The 20,928-nt window shown below is 72.1% G+C and carries 17 protein-coding genes; 12 read left to right on the plus strand and 5 right to left on the minus strand.

Annotated elements, in window-relative coordinates; all coding sequences use genetic code 11:
- Nucleotides 1-308 precede the first annotated feature (308 nt).
- The gene (gene serA, locus ACIGXW_RS11895; protein WP_399572306.1) at nt 309-1,913 is read left to right on the plus strand and encodes a phosphoglycerate dehydrogenase; all 1,605 of its coding nucleotides are present in this window, start codon (nt 309-311) and stop codon (nt 1,911-1,913) included.
- 82 nt (nt 1,914-1,995) lie between these two features.
- Here the strand turns inward: serA and ACIGXW_RS11900 are convergent, their stop codons facing one another.
- The gene (locus ACIGXW_RS11900; RefSeq protein ID WP_399572308.1) at nt 1,996-3,573 is read right to left on the minus strand and encodes an MFS transporter; all 1,578 of its coding nucleotides are present in this window, start codon (nt 3,571-3,573) and stop codon (nt 1,996-1,998) included.
- Nucleotides 3,574-3,670: 97 nt separating this feature from the next.
- On the opposite strand from ACIGXW_RS11900, the gene ACIGXW_RS11905 reads away from it, so the two are divergent.
- From ACIGXW_RS11905 to ACIGXW_RS11915, 3 genes are all read left to right on the plus strand, one after another.
- Nucleotides 3,671-4,267, plus strand: coding sequence for a TetR/AcrR family transcriptional regulator (locus ACIGXW_RS11905; protein ID WP_399572310.1), 597 nt, complete (start codon nt 3,671-3,673; stop codon nt 4,265-4,267).
- Between the two features lie 103 nt (nt 4,268-4,370).
- Nucleotides 4,371-5,594, plus strand: coding sequence for a cytochrome P450 (locus tag ACIGXW_RS11910; protein WP_399572313.1), 1,224 nt, complete (start codon nt 4,371-4,373; stop codon nt 5,592-5,594).
- Nucleotides 5,595-5,614: 20 nt separating this feature from the next.
- On the plus strand, nt 5,615-5,812 hold the full coding sequence (locus ACIGXW_RS11915) for a ferredoxin (protein WP_399572315.1): 198 nt from the start codon (nt 5,615-5,617) through the stop codon (nt 5,810-5,812).
- Here ACIGXW_RS11915 and ACIGXW_RS11920 read toward each other — a convergent pair.
- Nucleotides 5,809-7,053: a PucR family transcriptional regulator gene (locus ACIGXW_RS11920; RefSeq protein WP_399572317.1), complete on the minus strand. Its 1,245-nt coding sequence runs from the start codon at nt 7,051-7,053 to the stop codon at nt 5,809-5,811. The two genes, ACIGXW_RS11915 and ACIGXW_RS11920, sit on opposite strands and share 4 nt — an antisense overlap.
- 177 nt (nt 7,054-7,230) lie before the next feature.
- Here ACIGXW_RS11920 and ACIGXW_RS11925 point away from each other — a divergent pair, with 177 nt between their 5' ends.
- Both ACIGXW_RS11925 and pruA read left to right on the plus strand, forming a co-directional pair.
- Complete coding sequence (locus tag ACIGXW_RS11925) at nt 7,231-8,157, plus strand: proline dehydrogenase family protein (protein ID WP_071961899.1); 927 nt, start codon at nt 7,231-7,233, stop codon at nt 8,155-8,157.
- A gap of 45 nt (nt 8,158-8,202) precedes the next feature.
- Nucleotides 8,203-9,834: an L-glutamate gamma-semialdehyde dehydrogenase gene (gene pruA / locus ACIGXW_RS11930; protein WP_399572319.1), complete on the plus strand. Its 1,632-nt coding sequence runs from the start codon at nt 8,203-8,205 to the stop codon at nt 9,832-9,834.
- Nucleotides 9,835-9,904: 70 nt separating this feature from the next.
- On the opposite strand, the gene ACIGXW_RS11935 is transcribed toward pruA, so the two are convergent.
- The gene (locus ACIGXW_RS11935) at nt 9,905-10,768 is read right to left on the minus strand and encodes a phosphatidate cytidylyltransferase (protein ID WP_399572321.1); all 864 of its coding nucleotides are present in this window, start codon (nt 10,766-10,768) and stop codon (nt 9,905-9,907) included.
- A gap of 388 nt (nt 10,769-11,156) precedes the next feature.
- On the opposite strand from ACIGXW_RS11935, the gene ACIGXW_RS11940 reads away from it, so the two are divergent.
- Nucleotides 11,157-11,300 (plus strand): hypothetical protein, encoded by a 144-nt coding sequence (locus ACIGXW_RS11940; protein ID WP_104531542.1) that lies wholly within the window; start codon nt 11,157-11,159, stop codon nt 11,298-11,300.
- Nucleotides 11,301-11,328: 28 nt separating this feature from the next.
- On the opposite strand, the gene ACIGXW_RS11945 is transcribed toward ACIGXW_RS11940, so the two are convergent.
- A complete protein-coding gene (locus ACIGXW_RS11945; RefSeq protein WP_399572323.1) occupies nt 11,329-12,903 on the minus strand; it encodes a purple acid phosphatase family protein in 1,575 nt (524 codons plus the stop codon).
- Between the two features lie 129 nt (nt 12,904-13,032).
- Here ACIGXW_RS11945 and ACIGXW_RS11950 point away from each other — a divergent pair, with 129 nt between their 5' ends.
- The 4 genes from ACIGXW_RS11950 (at nt 13,033) to cimA (ending at nt 18,657) form a co-directional block, all read left to right on the plus strand.
- Nucleotides 13,033-14,073, plus strand: a complete 1,041-nt coding sequence (locus tag ACIGXW_RS11950) for a 3-isopropylmalate dehydrogenase (RefSeq protein WP_399572325.1) — start codon at nt 13,033-13,035, stop codon at nt 14,071-14,073.
- A gap of 192 nt (nt 14,074-14,265) precedes the next feature.
- A complete protein-coding gene (locus ACIGXW_RS11955) occupies nt 14,266-15,354 on the plus strand; it encodes a branched-chain amino acid aminotransferase (protein ID WP_399572327.1) in 1,089 nt (362 codons plus the stop codon).
- Nucleotides 15,355-15,444: 90 nt separating this feature from the next.
- Complete coding sequence (locus tag ACIGXW_RS11960; RefSeq protein ID WP_071961890.1) at nt 15,445-16,755, plus strand: MFS transporter; 1,311 nt, start codon at nt 15,445-15,447, stop codon at nt 16,753-16,755.
- Nucleotides 16,756-17,037: 282 nt separating this feature from the next.
- On the plus strand, nt 17,038-18,657 hold the full coding sequence (gene cimA, locus ACIGXW_RS11965) for a citramalate synthase (protein WP_399572329.1): 1,620 nt from the start codon (nt 17,038-17,040) through the stop codon (nt 18,655-18,657).
- 1 nt (nt 18,658) lies between these two features.
- On the opposite strand, the gene ACIGXW_RS11970 is transcribed toward cimA, so the two are convergent.
- Nucleotides 18,659-19,303, minus strand: a complete 645-nt coding sequence (locus ACIGXW_RS11970) for a TetR family transcriptional regulator (RefSeq protein ID WP_071961892.1) — start codon at nt 19,301-19,303, stop codon at nt 18,659-18,661.
- Between the two features lie 106 nt (nt 19,304-19,409).
- Between ACIGXW_RS11970 and ACIGXW_RS11975 the strand changes: the two genes are divergently transcribed.
- Nucleotides 19,410-20,900 (plus strand): FAD-dependent monooxygenase, encoded by a 1,491-nt coding sequence (locus ACIGXW_RS11975; protein ID WP_399572331.1) that lies wholly within the window; start codon nt 19,410-19,412, stop codon nt 20,898-20,900.
- The last annotated feature ends 28 nt before the right edge of the window (nt 20,901-20,928 follow it).

Consider the following 20,928-nt stretch of genomic DNA (forward strand, 5'->3'; position numbering starts at 1 on the left):
ACGCTGCTAAGGCTTTTGAGTTGGCTCGCCTGGGGGGGGGGGGCGGGGGCCCGGGGGGGGGGGGGGGGCCCGCGGGCCCCCCCCGGCGCCCGGGGCCGGTCCACCGTGCGCGATGTTCTGCGCGGTGCCCCTCCTCCGACGGGTGACGTTTCCATATCGGCGCAGGCCCGGGCCGCTTCCCCCGATACACTGCGGAGCACAAACGCGTCAGGCTCACAGCGTCGTGCGTCTTCCACGCGGCTGCCCCCTTCACCGCCTTCGGCCGTCGGGACGGCCGTCCGCGAAGGACTAGTGAGGACTGAGACCACGTGAGCCCTGCTTCGTCTCGTAAACCCGTCGTACTCATCGCCGAAGAGCTCTCGCCCGCCACGGTCGAGGCACTGGGTCCGGACTTCGAGATCCGGCACTGCAACGGCGCGGACCGTGCCGAGCTGCTGCCCGCCGTCGCCGACGTCGACGCGATCCTCGTGCGCTCCGCCACCAAGATCGACGCCGAGGCGGTCGCCGCCGCGAAGAAGCTGCGGGTCGTCGCCCGCGCCGGGGTCGGCCTGGACAACGTCGACGTCTCCGCCGCCACGAAGGCCGGCGTGATGGTCGTCAACGCCCCGACGTCCAACATCGTCACCGCCGCCGAGCTGGCGTGCGGCCTCCTCATCGCCACCGCCCGCAACATCCCGCAGGCCAACTCCGCGCTGAAGAACGGCGAGTGGAAGCGGTCGAAGTACACCGGCGTCGAGCTCTCCGAGAAGGTCCTCGGCGTCGTCGGGCTCGGCCGCATCGGCGTCCTCGTCGCCCAGCGGATGTCCGCGTTCGGCATGAAGGTCGTCGCCTACGACCCGTACGTACAGCCCGCGCGGGCCGCCCAGATGGGCGTGAAGCTGCTGTCCCTGGACGAGCTGCTGGAGATTGCGGACTTCATCACCGTCCACCTGCCGAAGACCCCCGAGACGCTCGGGCTCATCGGCGACGACGCGCTGCACAAGGTCAAGCCGTCGGTCCGCATCGTCAACGCCGCGCGCGGCGGGATCGTCGACGAGGCGGCCCTGGCCACCGCGCTGAAGGAGGGCCGGGTCGCCGCCGCGGGCCTGGACGTCTACGCCTCCGAGCCGTGCACCGACTCCCCGCTGTTCGAGTTCGACAACGTGGTCGCCACCCCGCACCTGGGCGCGTCCACGGGCGAGGCCCAGGAGAAGGCGGGCATCGCGGTCGCCAAGTCCGTGCGGCTGGCGCTCGCCGGCGAGCTGGTGCCGGACGCGGTCAACGTCCAGGGCGGCGTCATCGCCGAGGACGTCAAGCCGGGGCTGCCGCTCGCCGAGAAGCTCGGCCGGATCTTCACCGCGCTCGCGGGCGAGGTCGCGGTGCGCCTGGACGTCGAGGTCTACGGCGAGATCACCCAGCACGACGTGAAGGTGCTCGAACTGTCCGCGCTCAAGGGTGTGTTCGAGGACGTCGTCGACGAGACGGTCTCCTACGTCAACGCCCCGCTGTTCGCGCAGGAGCGCGGCGTCGAGGTGCGGCTGACCACGGGCTCCGAGTCCCCGGACCACCGCAACGTGGTGACCGTGCGCGGCACCCTCTCCGGCGGCGACGAGGTGTCCATCTCGGGCACGCTGGCCGGCCCGAAGAACCTGCAGAAGATCGTCGCGGTGGGCGAGCACGACGTGGACCTGGCGATGGCCGACCACATGGCGTTCCTGCGGTACGAGGACCGGCCGGGCGTGGTCGGCACGGTGGGCCGCATCCTCGGCGAGGCGGGCATCAACATCGCCGGCATGCAGGTGGCGCGGGCGACGGAGGGCGGCGAGGCGCTGGTCGCGCTGACGGTCGACGAGTCGATTCCGGCACCGGTGCTCGCGGAGATCGCCGGGGAGATCGGCGCGGCGTCGGCCCGCGCGGTGAATCTCACGGACTGACGGACGCGCGACGCGCCCGGGCCCGGCCGTCCCCTCACGGGGGGCGGCCGGGCCCGTCGCGTTGCGTGGCACGCGCGTGCGCTCAGCGGCTCGGGGTGCCGGCGTACTCCTTGCGGGCGGCGGCGTCGGCCGGGGCCGCCCCGGCCTCGCCGGGGGCGGTGCTCCGCAGGAATGTCGCGGCGGCGAGTGCCGCGAGGGCCAGGAGGACGGCCCCGCCGAGGGAGGCGACGGTCATGCCGTGCGTGAAGGCCTCGCGGGCCGCGCCGAGCACCGATTCGCCCGTGCTGCCCGGCAGTCGGGCCGCTGTCCCGACCGCACCGCCGAGCGTCTCGCGGACCGCGCCCAGCGCGTCGTGCGGCAGGCCCGCCGGCAGCGAGCCGTCCAGGTCGTGGCGGTAGACGGCCGTGCCGACGCAGCCGAACACCGCCATGCCCAGGGCGTTGCCGAACTCCTGCCCCGTCTCCAGCAGCGAGGCGGCCGTCCCCGCCTTCTCGTCCGGGGCCGTGGTCAGCGCCATGTCCGAGGCGGGCGCCATGACGGTGACGATGCCGACGGCGATGAGGGCGGAGCCGGTCAGGGCCGTGGCCAGTGAGGCGGTGTCCGCCAGGGCCAGCACGCCGTAGCCGAGGGCGCCGACGAGGAAGCCGGCGGCGATGACGTGGGCCCGGTGCGCCTTCTGGGCGGCCGTCGTCGCGACCGGGGCCACCGCGGCCACCGCCAGCGAGGGGACCAGGCCCCACAGGGCGGCCTCCAGCGGGCTCTTGCCCAGCACGCTCTGCAGGTACTGCGTGGTGAAGTAGGCGGAGCCCATCATGCCGATCGAGGCGAGGGTGTTGAGGGCGATGCCGGCGCCGAAGACGCGGTGCCGGAACAGCTCGCGGCTGATCATCGCGTCGCGGCGGGTGCGCTGACGGCGGACGAAGACGTACCCGACGGCCAGGCCCGCGGCGACGCACGCGGCCATCGGCAGGCTGAACCCGTCGGCCGCGATCTCCTTCAGCCCGTAGATCACGGGCAGCACCGCGCCCATCGACAGCGGCACGCTCACCAGGTCGAACGCGCCGGGCTCCGGGTCCTTGTGCTCCGGCACGAGGACGGGCACGAGCACCAGCAGCAGCACCATCGCGGGCACGTTGATCAGGAAGACCGAGCCCCACCAGAAGTGCTCCAGCAGCACGCCGCCCACCACGGAGCCCAGCGCGATGCCGCCCGCCATGGCCCCCGACCAGATACCGACCGCCTTGCTGCGCTCCTTCTCGTCGCGGAACAGGCTGCGCACCAGGGCCATCGTCGACGGCATCAGGGTGGCGCCGCCGATGCCCAGCACCGCGCGGGCCGCGATGAGCATCTCGGCGTTCTGCGCGTAGGCGGCCGCCACGGACGCCGCGCCGAAGGCCGCGGCCCCGAACAGCAGCAGCTTGCGGCGGCCTATCCGGTCGCCCAGCGAGCCCATCGTGATCAGCAGCCCGGCGAGCGCGAAGGCGTAGACGTCGAAGATCCACAGCTGCTGGGTGCCGGTGACGGCGAGCTCCTCGCTGATGACCGGGACCGCGTAGAAGAGGACGGAGACGTCCATGGAGACCAGAAGGAGGGGCAGCAGGAGGACGACGAAGGCCGTCCACTCCTTGCGTCCGGCGAGAGCTGCGCTGGAGTTCGTCATGCCGAGGAATATACGGATGTCTTAAACGCTTGTCTAGAACGCTTGTATAAGACGTGCGTCTGAAACGGGTGTATGGGGCCGCGTTAGGCTGCCCGGCATGGGACATCGCGAAGATCTGCTCGACGGCGCCAAGCGCTGCCTGCTCGACAAGGGGTGGGTGCGCACGACCGCGCGCGACATCGTGGCCGCCTCCGGTGCCAACCTCGCCTCGATCGGCTACCACTACGGCTCGAAGGACGCCCTGATGATGGAGGCGTTCCTCAAGCTGACCGAGGACTGGGGCGAGGGGATGACCCGGGCCCTGGCCGAGGTCGCCGAGCCCGGCGCCTCCCGCGAGGAGCACCTCGCGGCCGTCATCGACGGTGTCATCGCGAGCTTCGAGCAGGACCGCCGGTTCTGGGCCGCCCAGCTGGAGGTGATCGGGCAGCTGGGCAACCACCCCGAACTCAGGGAGCGGTTCGCCTCGATGCTGCCCCAGGGGAGGGAGGGGCTGGTCGCCGTCTTCGAGGGCGTCGACGACACCGAGGTCCCGGACGGGGCGGCGCGCACCGCCGGCTATGTGTACTACTCCCTGTTCACCGGGCTGTGGGTGCAGTGGCTCATCGACCCGGCGGGAACGCCCACGGGCCGGGACGTCGTCGAGGGGATGCGCCGGGCGGTGGACGGAACTGTTCTGGGGACGCCACCGAAATAGCGTTGCGCGACGGCGGTCTGACGGGGCGTACTGGACGTAACCGGGATGTATCCGCTGTACTGGTTGCCCGAGGACACCAGTACATATGTCTGGGAGGTTTCTCATGACAGGGACCGGCACCCACTCCGGCGCGCCGTCGGCGCCCGCCTTCCCCCAGGACCGCAGCTGTCCGTACCACCCGCCCGCCGGCTATCCCGAGCTCGCGGCGCGCGGACCGGTGGGCCGCATGACGCTCTTCGACGGCCGCGAGGTGTGGGCCGTGACCGGACACGCCGAGGCCCGCGCCCTGCTGGCCGACCCACGGCTCTCCTCCGACCGGAAGAATCCTTCCTTCCCCGTGATCGTGCCGCGCGCGGCGGACCAGGCCAGGGTCGCCATCCCGCTCCTGGGCTTCGACGACCCCGAACACGCCCGCCAGCGTCGCATGCTGATCCCGAGCTTCAGCCTCAAGCGCGTCGCCGCCATGCGCCCGCACGTGCAGGAGATCGTGGACGGCCGCATCGACGCCATGCTCGCGGGCGGCGACCGGGCCGAACTCGTCTCCGCCTTCGCCCTGCCCGTCCCGTCGATGGTCATCTGCCACCTCCTCGGCGTCCCCTACGCCGACCACGACTTCTTCGAGGCCCGCTCCCGCGCGCTGCTCGCCTCGCCCACCGCCGCGGAGTCCGGGGCCGCGCGCGAGGAGCTGCGCGCGTACCTCCACCGCCTCGTCGACGCCAAACAGGACCCGGCCGCCACCCCCGGCGACGGCCTCCTCGACGAGTTCATCGCCGAACGGCTCGCCGCGGGCCGGCTCGACCGCGACGAACTCGTCATGATGGCCCTGATACTGCTGGTCGCCGGCCACGAGACCACCGCGAACATGATCGCCCTCGGCACGTACACCCTCCTCGAACACCCCGAACAGCTGGCCGCGTTGCGCGCCGATCCCACGCTGATGCCCGGTGCCGTCGAGGAGCTGCTGCGCTATCTGTCCATCGCCGACGGCATGGTCCGCGTCGCCACCGAGGACATCGACCTCGCCGGCCACACCATCCGCGCGGGCGACGGCGTCCTGCTGCCCACCTCCGTCATCAACCGCGACGCCACCACCTACGAACGCCCCGACGCCCTCGACGTCCAGCGCTCCGCCCGGCACCACGTCGCCTTCGGCTACGGCGTCCACCAGTGCCTCGGCCAGAACCTGGCCCGCGCGGAGATGGAGATCGCCCTCACCACCCTCTTCGCCCGTATCCCCACCCTGCGCCTCGCCGTTGCTCCTGACGAGGTGCCCATCAAGCCCGGCGACACCCTGCAGGGCCTCTACGCACTGCCGGTCACCTGGTGACCGGGGAAACGGAGTACCGCATGCGCGTCAGTATCGACTCCGACCTCTGCATCGGCTCGGGCATGTGCGCCCTGACCGCGCCGGGAGTCTTCGACCAGGACGACGACGGCTTCGGCACCGTGCGGCCCGGCCGCGAGGACGGCGCCGGCGACCCGCTCGTCAAGGAGGCGGTCCGCGGCTGTCCGGTCCGGGCCGTCACCGTCGAGGAGCAGGGCTAGGGCTGCCGCAGCCGGGCCGCCTTGAGCGTCATGTGCAGCAGCAGACGGTCCTCGCCGTCGTCCATGTCGAGGCCCGTGAGCTGTTCCACGCGGCCCAGGCGGTAGTAGAGGGTCTGCCGGTGGATGCCGAGGGCCGCCGCCGCGCGGCCCGCCTGGCCCGCGCAGTCGAGATAGACCTCGGCCGTGCGGGCCAGCTCGGTGTGGGCCGGCGCCAGCAGCGGCAGCACCGCCGGGTCCGCCGTGCGCTCCGCCGTCAGCCCCGTCAGCACCCGGTACGGGCCGATCCCCGCCCACTCGGCCACCGGCCCCAGCCTGCGCTCCGCCCCCGCGGCCCGGGCCGCCGCCAGGGCCTCCGCCCAGGCGTCCGGCAGCTCCGCCAGCCCCTTGCGGGGCGTGCCGATGCCGGCCGCGGCCAGGGCCGGCGCGACCTCCGGCCGACCCGCCCGCGGCGAGCGCAGCAGCCGGTCGGCCGCCGCCATGGCCGGGGCGGGGGAGGAGACCGCGCGCAGCCGGATCAGGGCGGCCAGCGCCGCCGAGCCGTCCGGCAGCGCCGCCGGCACCGCGCACATCGCGGCCACCCCCGACTGGGCGGCCAGCGCCGAGCCCCCGGCGTCCGGACCCGGCTGGTCCGCCTCGCCGTCCTCGCCCACCGCCCGCCACGGCGCGACCGCGACCAGCGCCAGCGGGCCGTCCGCCGCCGAGCCCAGGGCCTCGCGCAGCGCACCGCGCGCCACCTCGCGGCCGGCCGGGCGGGCCGTCAGCAGCTCCCGCAGCAGCTCGCCCAGCTCGGCACCGGCCCGGGCCTCGGCCGCCAGCAGCGCCCCGATCCGGGCGGCGCTCTCCATCGCCTGCGCCAGCCGCGGGTCGGCGAACGGCACGCTCAGGTCCAGCCCCGCCAGATGACCGTCGTCCAGCAGCCAGACGTAGCCGTGCACCACCCCGCGGTAGCGCACCGGCAGACAGATCCGGCCCCTGAACACCCCGGCCGCCGGGTCCGGCGGGATCCGCAGCGGCGCCTGGGCCCCCGCGATGCCGAACGCCTCGAACCACGCCCGCACCGCCGCCGTCGAGCGCCGCTGCAGGATCGAGCGGGTCCGCACCGGGTCCATCATCAGGTCGAGGTCCTCGTCGCCCTCGTGGGCGCCGAACGCGATGAGGACGAAGTCCCGGTCCTCCAGCGTCGCGGGAGCGCCGAGCGCCGCCGAGATCTCGTCCACGAGCTGCTGATACTCGCCACGCATGCGCGCCGTGCTCCCTTCTGTCGCCGTCGGCCCTCATTGTCATACATCTGTCTGAGATGCCGACCACGAATGCGTGACAGCTGTCGATGGTCGCGCGGTGGCGCGAACCCTACCTTTCACGTTGAGTTACTTATGCCGTCTCCCCAGGTGGGAGCGGCCGTCACCGTGGAGGTGCCCGTGCTGGGTCCCGTGATTCTCGCCGCGTCGCGCAGCGACAAAATGCGCCGCTTCGTGTCGGCCGCACCGGGCACCAAGCAGGTCGTCGACCGCTTCATCGCCGGTGAGACGGTCGACCAGGTCATTCCGATCGTGGAGGACTCGGCCGCCAAGGGCCTCGAGGTCACCCTGGACGTCGTGGGCGAGGACATCACCACGGTCGAGCAGTCCTACGCCGCCCGCGACGCCTACCTCGAGCTCATCGGGCGCCTGAAGGAGCTGGGCCTGGGCGAGCGGGCCGAGATGTCGGTCAAGCTCTCCATGTTCGGCCAGGCCCTGGAGGGCGGCCACGAGCTGGCGCTCGCCAACGTCCGCCCGGTCGTCGAGGCCGCCGCCGCCATCGGCACCACGGTCACCCTCGACGCCGAGGACCACACGACCCTCGACTCGATGTTCGCCATCCACGAGGAGCTGCGGAAGGACTTCCCGCAGACCGGCTGCGTCATCCAGGCCTACCTCTTCCGCACCGAGGAGGACGCCCGCCGCCTCGCCGCCGCCGGCAGCCGGGTGCGTATCGTGAAGGGTGCGTACAAGGAGCCGGCCTCCGTCGCGTACCAGGACAAGGCCGAGATCGACAAGGCGTTCGTTCGCATCGTCAAGATCCTCATGGGTGGCCTGGGCTACCCGATGATCGGATCGCACGACCCGCGTCTGATCGCCATCACCCAGGAGCTGGCCCGGCAGGCAGGGCGCAAACTGGACGAGTACGAGTTCCAGATGCTCTACGGCATCCGCAGCGACGAGCACGTCCGCCTGGCGGCCGACGGCCACCGGATGCGCGTCTACACGGCGTACGGAACCGACTGGTACGGCTACTTCATGCGCCGCCTCGCCGAGAAGCCGGCGAACCTGCTGTTCTTCGCCCGCTCCATCCTCACCAAGGGCTGAGCCCCCAGACCCCCGTCAAAAGCCCCGAAGGAGACACGGAACCTCATGGACGCCGTAACCCAGGTCCCCGCGCCGGTCAACGAGCCGGTGCACAGCTACGCCCCCGGCTCCGCCGAGCGTGCCCGCCTCGAGGCCAAGCTCAAGGAGCTGGCGGCCAACCCGATCGACCTGCCGATGACGATCAACGGCGAGAAGCGGATGGGCGGCGGCGAGCCGTTCAAGGTCGTCCAGCCGCACAACCACGCCGCCGTCCTCGGCACCTTCCACCACGCCACGGAGCAGGACGCGCAGGACGCGATCGACGCCGCGCTGGCCGCCGCCCCGGCGTGGCGCGCGATGTCCTTCGACGACCGCGCCGCGATCATCCTGCGCGCCGCCGAGCTGCTGTCCGGCCCCTGGCGCGAGACGCTGGCCGCCTCCACCATGCTGGGCCAGTCCAAGACCGCCCAGCAGGCCGAGATCGACACGCCCTGCGAGCTCGTCGACTTCTGGCGATTCAACGTGCACTTCGCGCGCCAGATCCTCGCCGAGCAGCCGGTCGCCAACTCCGCCGGCGTGTGGAACCGCACCGACCACCGCCCGCTCGAGGGCTTCGTCTACGCGATCACGCCGTTCAACTTCACCGCCATCGCCGGCAACCTGCCGACCGCCCCGGCCCTCATGGGCAACGTGGTCGTCTGGAAGCCGTCCCCCACGCAGACCCACTCCGCCGTGCTGCTCATGCAGCTCCTGGAGGAGGCCGGCCTGCCCAAGGGCGTCATCAACCTGGTGACCGGCGACGGCATCGCCGTCTCCGAGGTGGCGCTGAACCACCCGGAGCTCGCGGGCATCCACTTCACCGGCTCGACCAAGACCTTCCAGTACCTGTGGAAGACGGTCGGCAACAACATCGAGAAGTACAAGTCCTACCCGCGCCTGGTCGGCGAGACCGGCGGCAAGGACTTCGTCGTCGCCCACCCCAGCGCCGACCGCGCCATCCTGAAGACCGCGCTGACCCGCGGCTCCTTCGAGTTCCAGGGCCAGAAGTGCTCGGCCTCCTCCCGCGCCTACATCCCCCGCTCCATCTGGGAGGACGGCTTCAAGGAGGAGTTCGCGGCCGAGGTCGACGGCATCACCATGGGTGACGTCAGCGACCTGTCGAACTTCATCGGCGCCGTCATCGACGACCGCTCGTTCGCCAAGAACAAGGCGGCCATCGACCGTGCCAAGTCCGACCCGACCTGCACGATCGTCGCGGGCGGCAGCTACGACGACTCGGTCGGCTACTTCGTGCGCCCGACCGTCATCGAGTGCACGGACCCGGAGAACGAGGTCTTCACGACCGAGTACTTCGGCCCGATCCTGGCCGTCCACGTCTACGAGGACGCCGACTTCGACGCGATGCTGGCCCAGATGGAGTCCGTCTCGGCGTACGCGCTGACCGGCTCGGTCATCGGCCAGGACCGCTACGCCGTCGCCGACGCGATGGAGAAGCTGCGCTTCGCCGCGGGCAACTTCTACATCAACGACAAGTCGACCGGTGCCGTCGTGGGCCAGCAGCCCTTCGGCGGCGGCCGCGCCTCGGGTACGAACGACAAGGCCGGCGCCGCGTCGAACCTGATGCGCTGGACCTCGGCCCGCTCCATCAAGGAGACCCTGGTCCCGCCGACCGAGTACGGCTACCCGCACATGGGCTGACCCGCCCCGTGTCGAACCCCGCCCCCGCCCGGCTCACCAGCCGGGCGGGGGCGGTGTGCGTGGTGGGGCGTCACAGGGTCGCCGCCATCGTGAGCAGCAGGGTCAGCAGCAGGGAGCCCATGCGGTCGAGGACGCCGCCGAGGAGCGGCAGCCGGGCGCCCGCGTCCCTGGCGCCCGCCCCGCGCGTGACCGCGGAGCCGAGCAGACCGCCCATCACGACGCCGCACAGCACCACGACCCACATCCCCTCCGTGAACGCGCCGGCCGTGCCCAGGGCCGCCGCCACGGCCATGCCGGCGCCGATGACGCCGCCCCAGGTCCTGGCGGGGGAGTGGGCCGCGAGCGGACGGGCCAGGGTGCCGCCCAGACGGGACAGCAGCAGGCCGCCGCACCGGCCACCGAGCTCACCGAAGGCCACGGCCAGCCCGACGGCCACCGCGGTGCCCTGCAGCATCACCAGGCCCGTCAGCGCCACCGGGATCCACAGCATCGCGAAGACGGCGCGGGCCGCCCGCTCGCCGCTGCGGGCCCGGTCGCCGGAGAAGAGCGCCGGCGCCACCGCGGCCAGGAAGAGGAGGCCGAACAGCGGCAGGCCGAAGGCGCGCGGCCCCGCCCAGGCCACGACCGGCAGCACCACGGCCGCGGCGGCGAGCGCCGTGTGCTCGCCCCGCCCCAGGCCGGTCGTCCGGACGTATGCGCCCACCGCTACGAGGCCCAGGGCCACGGCCAGCAGCGCCGCGCCCAGCGGGCCCAGGCTCAGCGCCCCCAGGAAGAGGGCCGCGGCCGGCAGGCAGGCGAGCCAGCGGCGGCGCAGCGCGCGGCGCGTCCGTACGCGCGCGGGCAGCACCGCGACGGCCACGCCGCCCACGGCGAGGACGCCCGCGACCACGGGGACGACCCGGGGCAGGACGGTGAGGGTGCCGAGGAGGCTCATCGCGCCTCACCCGGCTCCCGGCCAAGCCGTGCCGGGCGCGGAGGCTGGAGTGTGTACAGGCCGTTCATGGGCGCCACTCTCGCCCACGCGTCCCGCGGCCGGTCAGCGAGGGGTGCTCCCGGGCGTCACCCGTCCGCACGGCCCGGCCGGACCGCCCGGACGGGGAGCCGTCTCAGATAGTAGGAAGTCCGAGTAATCATGCAGACAGCGCGGCCGGGCTGTCCTAGCGTGGTAACAGCCGAACCTTCCGCTCCATCGAGCGACGGCGGTCGTGGCCCGGTGCGCCGGCGCAGGTGATCCCTGCCGCACCCAGACCCCCGCCCCTTCTCCGGCTTCCCATCCGACCTTCTCGGGGCTCGGCAGGACTCAGCAAGAGGAGACGTGACCCATGGCCGAAACCGCCGTTCGCAGGACCCGCCGCATCGCCCGTACCTCCGACAGCGCCCAGCGCCAGGCCGACCGGGCCAACGCCGCCGCCGCGCTCCAGCGCGCGCTCGACCGCCGCGACAACGGCGGCGTCACCGGCCACTGACCCACCGGGGCCGGCGACGCCCGAGGCCCTACGACCCGGTGGAGCGCACCACCTCGAAGTGGTCGATCCGCGCCCCGGTCTCCGCCAGGGCCGTCACCCTCAGCCGGGGGCGGCGGCCCGGCTCGGCCTCGACCGCCAGGAAGGAGTGGCCGGTGTAGCGCACCCGCGACCACTCCACGGTCTCCGGGCTCTTGGCCCGGCCCTTGCGCCAGTGGTAGCTGGTGACGCTGTCGAGGTCCTTCACCTGGCCCTCGTAGCTGTCCGTCACCCCGAAGTCGTACAGGGCCTTCCCGGCGCCCCCGGCGGTGACGTACACGATGCCGTCCCGCACGGAGTCGACGCTGCCGCCGATGGGCACCGTGCGGTTCACCCGCCGGCCCCTGATCGCGTCGGTGCGCTCGTAGACGTGGTTGTGGCCGTTGATGACGAGGTCCACCCGGTGCTTTTCGAACAGCGGTACCCACGCGTCGCGCACCCCGCCGTCCGAGGCGTGCGCGCGCGTGGTGGAGAACGCGCAGTGGTGGAAGAAGACCACGACGAAGTCGGTGCCCGGCCGCTCGCGCAGCTCCCGCAGCCGCCGGTCGAGCCAGGAGGTCTGGCGGCCGCCGCTGTAGCCGGTGTTCGCGGTGATCTCGTAGGAGACGTCGTTCGCGTCCAGCGCGACGACGCCCACGTTGCCGTAGGCGAAGGAGTAGACCCCCGGTGCCCGTCTGGGGTCGAAGCCGTTGTCGGGCAGCGCCCAGCGGGCGCTCTGGCCGCCGTAGCCGTTGGGGGAGTACCAGGCCTCCATGTCGTGGTTGCCGGTGGTCACCATCCACGGCACCCGGGCCGCCACCGTCTCGGTCTGGGCCAGGAACTGGTCCCACACCCGGGCGTCGTAGACGTCCGCCGGCTTGCCGGCTCCGCTGTCGTCGGCGTAGCAGAGGTCGCCCGCGTGGAGGTGGAAGGCGGGATTCTGACCCAGGATCAACTGGTCGTTGGCGAGGGCGTGGTAGCCGACTCCCTGGTCGCCGAAGGCCGTGAAGACGAACGGCTCCGCGTGCACGGGCGCCGTCGAGAACGCCCCCACGGTGGCGAAGCGGCGGGGATCGGCGGGGTCGAAGCCGTCGTGGCCGACCCCGTAGAAGTAGGTCTGCCCGGGGGCGAGGTTGTCCAGGGCCGCGTGCAGATAGAACTGCTCGACCGCCGGGAGCTTCTTGGTCAGGGCCGGGGTGCTCAGCGCGCGCACCTCGGCCGGGACGAGCTCGCTCAGCTCCCACGGCTTCAGGCCCACCCGCACGTACGGGCGCCGGACCGCGAACGGCACCTGCCAGGAGATCCGCATCTGTGTGCGCGGGTCGGCCCCGAACGCCAGGTGCCGCCCGAACGGCGCGACGAGCGAGCCGTCGACCTTCGCCGTGGCGGGCGCGGTGAGCAGGGTGGGGGACCGCTGCCCGGCGTCCGCGGGGCGGGGCAGGCCGGTGCCCGCGACGGCTCCGGCCGTCAGCGCGCCCGCCCGCAGCAGGCCGCGCCGGGTGAACTTTCCGCGCAAGTACTCGTGCTGCTCCGGCATCGTCATCCGGCTCGCGAGACGGCCGGGGATGCCTACCCGTGGGGTGTCCATGCCGGGAAGGTGCCAGGGGGCGGCGGCCCGGACACGTACTTCCGGTGAATGTGGCCTGTCCGGCTGGCATTGTGTCCATATCGTGGACGTCGCGTGTCATACAGCGGGACGGAAGAGTACGGTCCCGGTATGTCTCGCAGCATTCGCCTCGCAGTGATCCCCGGTGACGGAATCGGCCCCGAAGTCGTGGCCCAGGGCCTCAAGGTCCTCGACTCCGTGCTCCCTTCGGACGTCAAGCTCGAGACCCGGGAGTACGACCTCGGCGCCCGACGCTGGCACGCCACCGGCGAAACCCTGCCGGACGCCGAGCTCGCCTCCCTGGCGCAGCACGACGCGATCCTGCTCGGTGCCGTCGGCGACCCCTCCGTGCCCTCCGGCGTGCTGGAGCGGGGCCTGCTGCTGAAGCTGCGCTTCGCCTTCGACCACTACGTCAACCTGCGCCCGTCGAAGCTGTTCCCCTCCGCCACCAGCCCGCTGGCCGGCCGCCCCGACATCGACTTCGTCGTCGTCCGCGAGGGCACCGAGGGCCCCTACGTCGGCAACGGCGGCTCGATGCGCACCGGCACCCCCGCCGAGGTCGCCACCGAGGTCAGCGTCAACACCGCCTACGGCGTGGAGCGCGTGGTCCGCGACGCCTACGAGCGCGCCCAGGCCCGCCCCCGCCGGAAGCTGACCCTGGTCCACAAGAACAACGTCCTCGTCCACGCCGGCCACCTGTGGAAGAACATCTTCGACCGCGTGGGCCAGGAGTACCCCGAGGTCACCACCGACTATCTGCACGTCGACGCCGCGACGATCTTCTTCGTCACCGACCCCGGCCGCTTCGACGTGATCGTCACCGACAACCTCTTCGGCGACATCCTCACCGACCTCGCCGCCGCCGTCACCGGAGGCATCGGCCTCGCCGCGTCCGGCAACATCAACCCCGGCCGCGCCTTCCCCTCGATGTTCGAGCCGGTGCACGGCTCCGCGCCCGACATCGCGGGCACCGGCAAGGCCGACCCCACGGCCACGGTCCTGTCCGTCGCGCTCCTGCTGCGCCACCTCGGCTACGAGGCGGAGGCGGCCCGGGTGGAGAGCGCCGTCGCCGAGGACATGGCGGCGCGCGGCGACACGGTCCGCACCACGGGCCAGGTCGGCGACGCCCTGGTGGCTGCCGTAGCCCCCTGACATCGGCCGCTGTGCTACCGCGCGGTCGGATGTCACCATCGATTCCCGGCCGCGCACACGTTTTCCGTCGGGGCCCCCACGAGCGATAATCGAACGTGGGGCCGCGATATGAGGCGAAGCTCGGACGTCCCGATCCCCTCGGGACGGATGTGAGCGCGGTCCGCCACACACCAAGGTGAAGGACACGCATTCATGACGACGCCCACGATCGAGCTCAAGCCCTCCTCGCACCCGCTGTCCGCCGCGGAGCGCGAGCAGATCCTCGCCAACCCCGGCTTCGGCCGCCACTTCACCGACCACATGGTGACGATCAAGTGGACCGAGGGCCGCGGCTGGCACGACGGCGAGCTCGTTCCGTACGCGCCGCTGTCGATCGACCCGGCGAACATGACGCTCCACTACGCCCAGGAGATCTTCGAGGGGCTCAAGGCCTACCGCCGCCCCGACGGCTCCGTCGCCACCTTCCGGCCCGACGCCAACGCCCGGCGCTTCCAGGCGTCGGCCCGTCGGCTGGCCATGCCGGAGCTGCCGGTCGAGCTGTTCATCGAGGCCTGTGACGTGCTCGTCCGCCAGGACCAGGCGTGGGTGCCCCCGCACGGTGGCGAGGAGTCGCTCTACCTGCGTCCGTTCATGATCGCGACCGAGGTCGGGCTGGGCGTGCGGCCCGCCAACGAGTACCTCTTCATCGTGATCGCCTCCCCGGCGGGCGCGTACTTCCCCGGCGGCGTCAAGCCCGTCTCCGTCTGGCTCTCCGAGAACTACGTCCGCGCCGTCCCCGGCGGCATGGGCTTCGCCAAGACCGGCGGCAACTACGCGGCCTCGCTGCTCGCCCAGGCCGAGGCGGCCGAGAAGGGCTGCGACCAGGTGGTCTGGCTGGACGCGCTGGAGCACAAGTGGGTCGAGGAAATGGGCGGGATGAACCTGTACTTCGTGTACGGGGACAAGATCGTCACCCCCGAGCTGACCGGCTCGCTGCTGGCCGGCGTCACCCGTGACTCGCTGCTGAAGGTCGCGGGGGACCTCGGGCTGACGGCCGAGGAGGGCCGCGTCTCCACCGAGCAGTGGCAGCGCGACACCGAGAACGGCACGCTCACCGAGGTCTTCGCCTGCGGCACCGCGGCCGTGATCACCCCGGTCGGCCATGTGAAGTGCCAGAGCGGCGAGTGGAGCCACTCCGACGGCCGGCCCGGCGAGGTCACCATGAAGCTCCGCAAGGCGCTGCTGGAGATCCAGACCGGCGCGGCCGAGGACACCCACGGCTGGATGCACCCCCTGGGCTGAGAGCCGCGACCACAACGCACGCAAGTACGCATGATCGTTGCCGGCCGGACCCTTGTCCGAACCCGGGCTGTTCCGTCACCGTGATCGCTCATGGGACAGCACTGGAAGAAGATCTGGGTCGGCTCGGCCGGCAACATGGTCGAGTGGTTCGACTGGTTCGTCTACGCGAGCTTCGCCACCTATTTCGCGGGCTCCTTCTTCCCCGAGGGCAACGACACCGCGAAGCTCATGAACACCGCCGGCATCTTCGCGGTCGGCTTCTTCATGCGGCCGGTCGGCGGCTGGCTGCTGGGCCGGGTCGGTGACCGCAAGGGCCGCAAGGCGGCGCTCACCCTGACGGTCACGCTGATGTCGGCGTCCGCGGTGCTGATCGCCGTCGCCCCCACCTACGCGGTCGCCGGCTACGGCGGCGTCGCCGTCCTGCTCGTCGCCCGCCTGCTGCAGGGCCTGTCGGTCGGCGGCGAGTACGCGGCCAGCGCGACCTATCTCACCGAGGCCTCGGCACCGGGCCGGCGCGGCTTCGCCTCCAGCTTCCAGTACGTGTCGATGACCGCGGGCCAGATCCTGGGCCTGGGCATCCAGATCATCCTCCAGCGCACGCTCACCAGCGACGAACTGCACAGCTGGGGCTGGCGCATCCCCTTCATCGTGGGCGCCCTCGGCGCCGCCGTCATCTTCTACCTGCGGCGCAACATGCTGGAGACGGAGGCCTACGAGGAGAGCGACACCGACGCCTCGGAGCGCGGGACGATCCGGGCCCTGCTGCGGCACAAGCGCGAGGCGTTCCTGGTGATCGCGCTGACCATGGGCGGGACCGTCGCCTACTACACGTACACCACCTACCTGACGAAGTACCTCTCCAACAGCGCGGGCCTGCCCAAGCAGACGGCGACGCTCGTCAGCTTCTGCGCGCTGATCGTCTTCGCCTGCCTGCAGCCGCTGGCCGGCGCGCTCTCGGACCGGATAGGCCGCCGCCCGCTGCTGATCACCTTCGCGGTGGGCTCCACCTTCCTCACCGTGCCGATCATGACGATGCTGCGCAGCGCGGGGTCGTTCTGGCCGGCGCTGGGCCTGTCGCTGCTGGCGCTGGTGGTGGTCACCGGCTATACCTCGATCAACGCGTGCGTGAAGGCCGAGCTGTTCCCCACGGGCATCCGGTCGCTGGGCGTGGCCCTGCCGTACGCGATCGCCAACGCCCTCTTCGGCGGGACGGCGGAGTACGTGGCCCTGTGGTTCAAGAAGGGCGGCATCGAGTCGGGCTTCTACTGGTACGTGGCCGGCTGCGCGGCCGTGTCGCTGGTCGTCTACCTCACGATGCGCGAGACGCGCGACATCGACCTCAAGCGGATCGGCGGCGCCGCCGAGGGCACCCCCGAGGCGGACAAAGTGCCCGCATCCTGAGACACGGGCGCAGCACGGACCGGACGTGTGCCAACATGCCCGCATGCTCCCGTTCGCCACGATTATCGGCAACAGGCGCGCCGGTCCGCAGTGACCGCCTCGTACCACCCGTACGACGCGGACACCGTCGTCCCAGACCCGCGCGCAGACCTCTCGCACCCGCGAGAGGTTTTTGCGTTTTCCGGCCCACCACGCCGAAGACGCAGGGCGAGGGATCATTAAGGGGGACGGTGGAACCGGTCAATCCGGTAGACCGACATCCTCACAGGAGTCAGAGCAGCAATGACGGACGCAACCGACGGCCCCGACGGCGGCCTCGACGACAGTTTCCATGTCTTCGACACCACGCTGCGCGACGGCGCCCAGCGCGAGGGCATCAGCCTCACCGTCGCGGACAAACTGACCATCGCCCGGCACCTGGACGACTTCGGCGTGGGCTTCATCGAGGGCGGCTGGCCCGGCGCAAACCCCCGCGACACCGAGTTCTTCCAGCGCGCCCGCGAGGAGATCGACTTCCGGCATGCCCGGCTCGTCGCGTTCGGCGCCACCCGCAAGGCCGGTGTCCGCGCCGAGGACGACCCCCAGGTCGCCGCGCTGCTCGACTCCCGGGCCCCGGTCGTCACCCTCGTGGCCAAGTCCCACGACCGCCACGTCGAGCTCGCCCTGCGCACCACGCTGGACGAGAACCTCGCCATGATCCGCGACACCGTCGCCCACCTGCGCTCCCACGGCCGCCGCGTCTTCGTCGACTGCGAGCACTTCTTCGACGGCTACCGCGCCAACCCCGGCTACGCCACCCAGGTCGTGCGCACCGCCCACGAAGCCGGCGCCGACGTCGTCGTCCTGTGCGACACCAACGGCGGCATGCTCCCGGCCCAGGTCGAGGCCGCCGTGCGGACCGTGCTCGCCGACACCGGCGCCCGCCTGGGCATCCACGCCCAGGACGACACCGGGTGCGCCGTCGCCAACACGCTCGCCGCCGTGGACGGGGGCGCCACGCACGTGCAGTGCACCGCCAACGGCTACGGCGAGCGCGTGGGCAACTCCAACCTCTTCCCGGTCGTGGCCGCCCTGGAGATCAAGTACGACCGCCGGGTGCTGCCGCCCGGCAAGCTGGCGGAGATGACCCGCATCTCGCACGCCATCGCCGAGGTCGTCAACCTCACCCCCGCCACCCACCAGCCTTACGTCGGCGTCTCCGCCTTCGCCCACAAGGCCGGGCTGCACGCCTCCGCGATCAAGGTCGACCCGGACCTCTACCAGCACATCGACCCGGAGCGGGTCGGCAACACCATGCGGATGCTCGTCTCCGACATGGCCGGACGCGCCTCCGTCGAGCTCAAGGGCAAGGAGCTGGGCATCGACCTCGGCGGCGACCGCGAGCTGATCGGCCGCGTCGTCGAGCGGGTCAAGGAGCGCGAGCTGGCGGGCTATACCTACGAGGCCGCCGACGCCTCCTTCGAGCTGCTGCTCCGCGCGGAGGTCGAGGGGCGGGCCCGGCGCTACTACCGCATCGAGTCCTGGCGGGCGATCGTCGAGGACCGCCCCGACGGCATCCACGCCAACGAGGCGACCGTGAAGCTGTGGGCCAAGGGCGAGCGCATCGTCTCCACCGCCGAGGGCAACGGCCCGGTCAACGCTCTCGACCGCGCCCTGCGCGAAGCGCTGGAGCGCATCTATCCGCAGCTGGCCTCGCTGAAGCTGACGGACTACAAGGTCCGCATCCTGGAGGGCAGCCTGGGCACCGGCTCCATCACCCGCGTGCTGGTCTCCACCAGCGACGAGCACGGCGAGTGGTCCACCGTCGGCGTCGCGGAGAACGTCATCGCCGCGTCCTGGCAGGCGCTGGACGACGCCTACGCCTACGGGCTGCGGCGCGCGGGCGTCGAGCCGCAGGAGTGAGTCACAGGCCCTGAGCCGTGAACCCGGCGCCGAGCAGGTCGTAGGCCCGCCCGGCGTCGGCGTGGGCCGCGCGCAGGACGTCGTCGGTGATGCGGCCGGCCGCCAGGCGCCGCCAGTTCTCGTGGGCCAGGACGTGGTGGACGGCGATGATCTGCGCCGCCGCCAGCCGCGCCGTCACCTCGTCCGCCCCGCCCGTCTCCGACAGGGCCGCGGCCAGGGCCCGTTCGTCCTCGTCGGCGTAGCGGACCAGCCGGGACTGCAGGCTCGGCGTCGAGTAGAGCATGTCCCTGAAGGCCAGCACGGCCGGGACGTCGCACAGGCCCGTGATCGGGTCGCGGGCGTCGAGCCGGGCGTGGAAGTGCGCGCGCAGGGCGGCCAGTGGCGACTGCCCGGGCGCCCGGCCGCGGACGACGCGTGCCGCCTCCCCCTGGTGGTCGGCGATCCGGTGGAGGGCCAGGTCCTCCTTGGCGGGGAAGTAGCGGAACAGCGTCGGCTTGGACACCTCGGCCGCCGCCGCCACCTCCGCGACCGACACCTGGTCGAAGCCGCGCTCCAGGAAGAGCGCGATGGCGGCGTCGGACAGCGCCTGGCGGGTGCGCTGCTTCTTGCGCTCGCGCAGCCCGGTGGTCTCCGTCTCCTCGTTCACGCCCCCACCCTACCAGGAATATCTTTACCCAGCATCTTTCGTTACTCGGTTGCATTTTTCTCCCGGCCGGTCTTTCATGGCTGCACCGACCGACGGAGGAAGACGCATGACCACCACCGCTGTCCTGATCGTGGGCGCCGGCCCGACCGGGCTCACCCTCGCCTGCTCGCTCGCCCGCGCCGGCGTACCCGTACGGATCATCGACAAGTCCCCGCGGTTCCACCGCGAGTCGCGCGGCAAGGGCCTCAACCAGCGCAGCCGCGAGCTCTTCGAGGACCTCGGAGTGGGCGAGGCCGCCACGGCCTCGGGCATCGAGCACATCACCCTGCGCAAGTACCGCGACGGCGTCGCCCTCGCCGACGACGTCACCTTCGGCGACCGCGTCCCCACCCCCGACGCCCCGTACGCGAGCGGCCTGATCATCCCGCAGTGGCGCACCGAGGAGATCCTGCGCGAGAAGCTCGCCACCTACGGGGTCGAGGTCGAACTCGCCGGCGAACTGGCCGGGTTCGACCAGGACGAGGACGGGGTGACCGCCACCCTCACCGACGGCCGGCGCATCCGGGCCGCCTACCTCGCCGGCTGCGACGGCGGCCGCAGCCCCGTGCGCAAGGCGCTCGGCGTCGGCTTCGACGGCCAGACCGAGGCCGAGGAGTGCATGGTCATCGGCGACGTGCGCGCCGACGGCCTCGACCCCGCCTACTGGCACCAGTGGTTCGACGAGGACGGCGGGATCATGCTCTGCCCGTTCCGCGACAGCGACCACTGGCAGCTCCAGGCGGCACCCGAGCAGGACGCCCACGGGCGCAACCTGCCCCCGTCGCTGGAATCCTTCCAGCGGATGTTCGACCGGCACGCCCGCCTGGCCGGGGTGAAGCTGACCGACCCCACCTGGTTCTCCACCTTCCGCGTCAACGTCCGCATGGCCGACCGGTTCCGGGTGGGGCGCGTCTTCCTCGCCGGGGACGCGGCGCACGTGCACTCCATCGCCGGCGGGCTCGGCATGAACACCGGCATCCAGGACGCCTTCAACCTGGGCTGGAAGCTGGCCTTCGTCCTGCGCGGCCAGGCGGACCCGGGCCTGCTGGACACCTACGAGAACGAGCGGCAGCCCGTCGCCGCCTGGACGCTGAACCTCACCGACGAGCGGATGCGGGCGGTCCGCGAGGGCGTACGCGCGCCGGGCGTCGGCACCGAGGCGGTCCTCACCGACGACGTCACCACGCTCGGCGTCGGCTACCCCTGGAGCAGCCTGGCCTGGGGCGGCCCCAAGGCGGGCCACCGCGCCCCCGACGCCCCCTGCCGCAACGCCACCACCGGCCGGCCCACCCGCCTCTTCGACCTCTTCGCCGGACCCCACTTCACCCTCCTGGGCCTCGGCGCCGGCAGCACGGCCGCCCTGGCGGAGGCCGAGGCCGCGCACGGCGACCGGGTCCGCACATTCGGGATCGTTGACGACGAGGGCCACGTGGGCCGGGCGTACGGGGTGGAGGGGGACGGCCTGGTGCTGGTGCGGCCCGACAACCATGTCGCGTTGAGCACGGCTGCCGACGGGGTGGGCGAAGTCGTCGCCCACCTCGCGCGCCTCGGCGGCTGAGGAGCGGACTGGGCCCCTGCCCCGCCCT

It is taken from the genome of Streptomyces sp. NPDC053079 (assembly GCF_044546695.1).
GTDB lineage: Bacteria > Actinomycetota > Actinomycetes > Streptomycetales > Streptomycetaceae > Streptomyces.

Coding starts and splice junctions, on each gene's coding strand:
- ACIGXW_RS11945 (WP_399572323.1), bottom strand. CDS start 12,903: ATGGACACCCCACGGGTAGGCATCCCCGGCCGTCTCGCGAGCCGGATG.
- ACIGXW_RS11900 (WP_399572308.1), bottom strand. CDS start 3,573: ATGACGAACTCCAGCGCAGCTCTCGCCGGACGCAAGGAGTGGACGGCC.
- ACIGXW_RS11915 (WP_399572315.1), top strand. CDS start 5,615: ATGCGCGTCAGTATCGACTCCGACCTCTGCATCGGCTCGGGCATGTGC.
- ACIGXW_RS11975 (WP_399572331.1), top strand. CDS start 19,410: ATGACCACCACCGCTGTCCTGATCGTGGGCGCCGGCCCGACCGGGCTC.
- ACIGXW_RS11940 (WP_104531542.1), top strand. CDS start 11,157: ATGGCCGAAACCGCCGTTCGCAGGACCCGCCGCATCGCCCGTACCTCC.
- ACIGXW_RS11955 (WP_399572327.1), top strand. CDS start 14,266: ATGACGACGCCCACGATCGAGCTCAAGCCCTCCTCGCACCCGCTGTCC.
- ACIGXW_RS11910 (WP_399572313.1), top strand. CDS start 4,371: ATGACAGGGACCGGCACCCACTCCGGCGCGCCGTCGGCGCCCGCCTTC.
- pruA (WP_399572319.1), top strand. CDS start 8,203: ATGGACGCCGTAACCCAGGTCCCCGCGCCGGTCAACGAGCCGGTGCAC.
- ACIGXW_RS11935 (WP_399572321.1), bottom strand. CDS start 10,768: ATGAGCCTCCTCGGCACCCTCACCGTCCTGCCCCGGGTCGTCCCCGTG.
- ACIGXW_RS11950 (WP_399572325.1), top strand. CDS start 13,033: ATGTCTCGCAGCATTCGCCTCGCAGTGATCCCCGGTGACGGAATCGGC.
- ACIGXW_RS11920 (WP_399572317.1), bottom strand. CDS start 7,053: ATGCGTGGCGAGTATCAGCAGCTCGTGGACGAGATCTCGGCGGCGCTC.
- ACIGXW_RS11905 (WP_399572310.1), top strand. CDS start 3,671: ATGGGACATCGCGAAGATCTGCTCGACGGCGCCAAGCGCTGCCTGCTC.
- cimA (WP_399572329.1), top strand. CDS start 17,038: ATGACGGACGCAACCGACGGCCCCGACGGCGGCCTCGACGACAGTTTC.
- ACIGXW_RS11960 (WP_071961890.1), top strand. CDS start 15,445: ATGGGACAGCACTGGAAGAAGATCTGGGTCGGCTCGGCCGGCAACATG.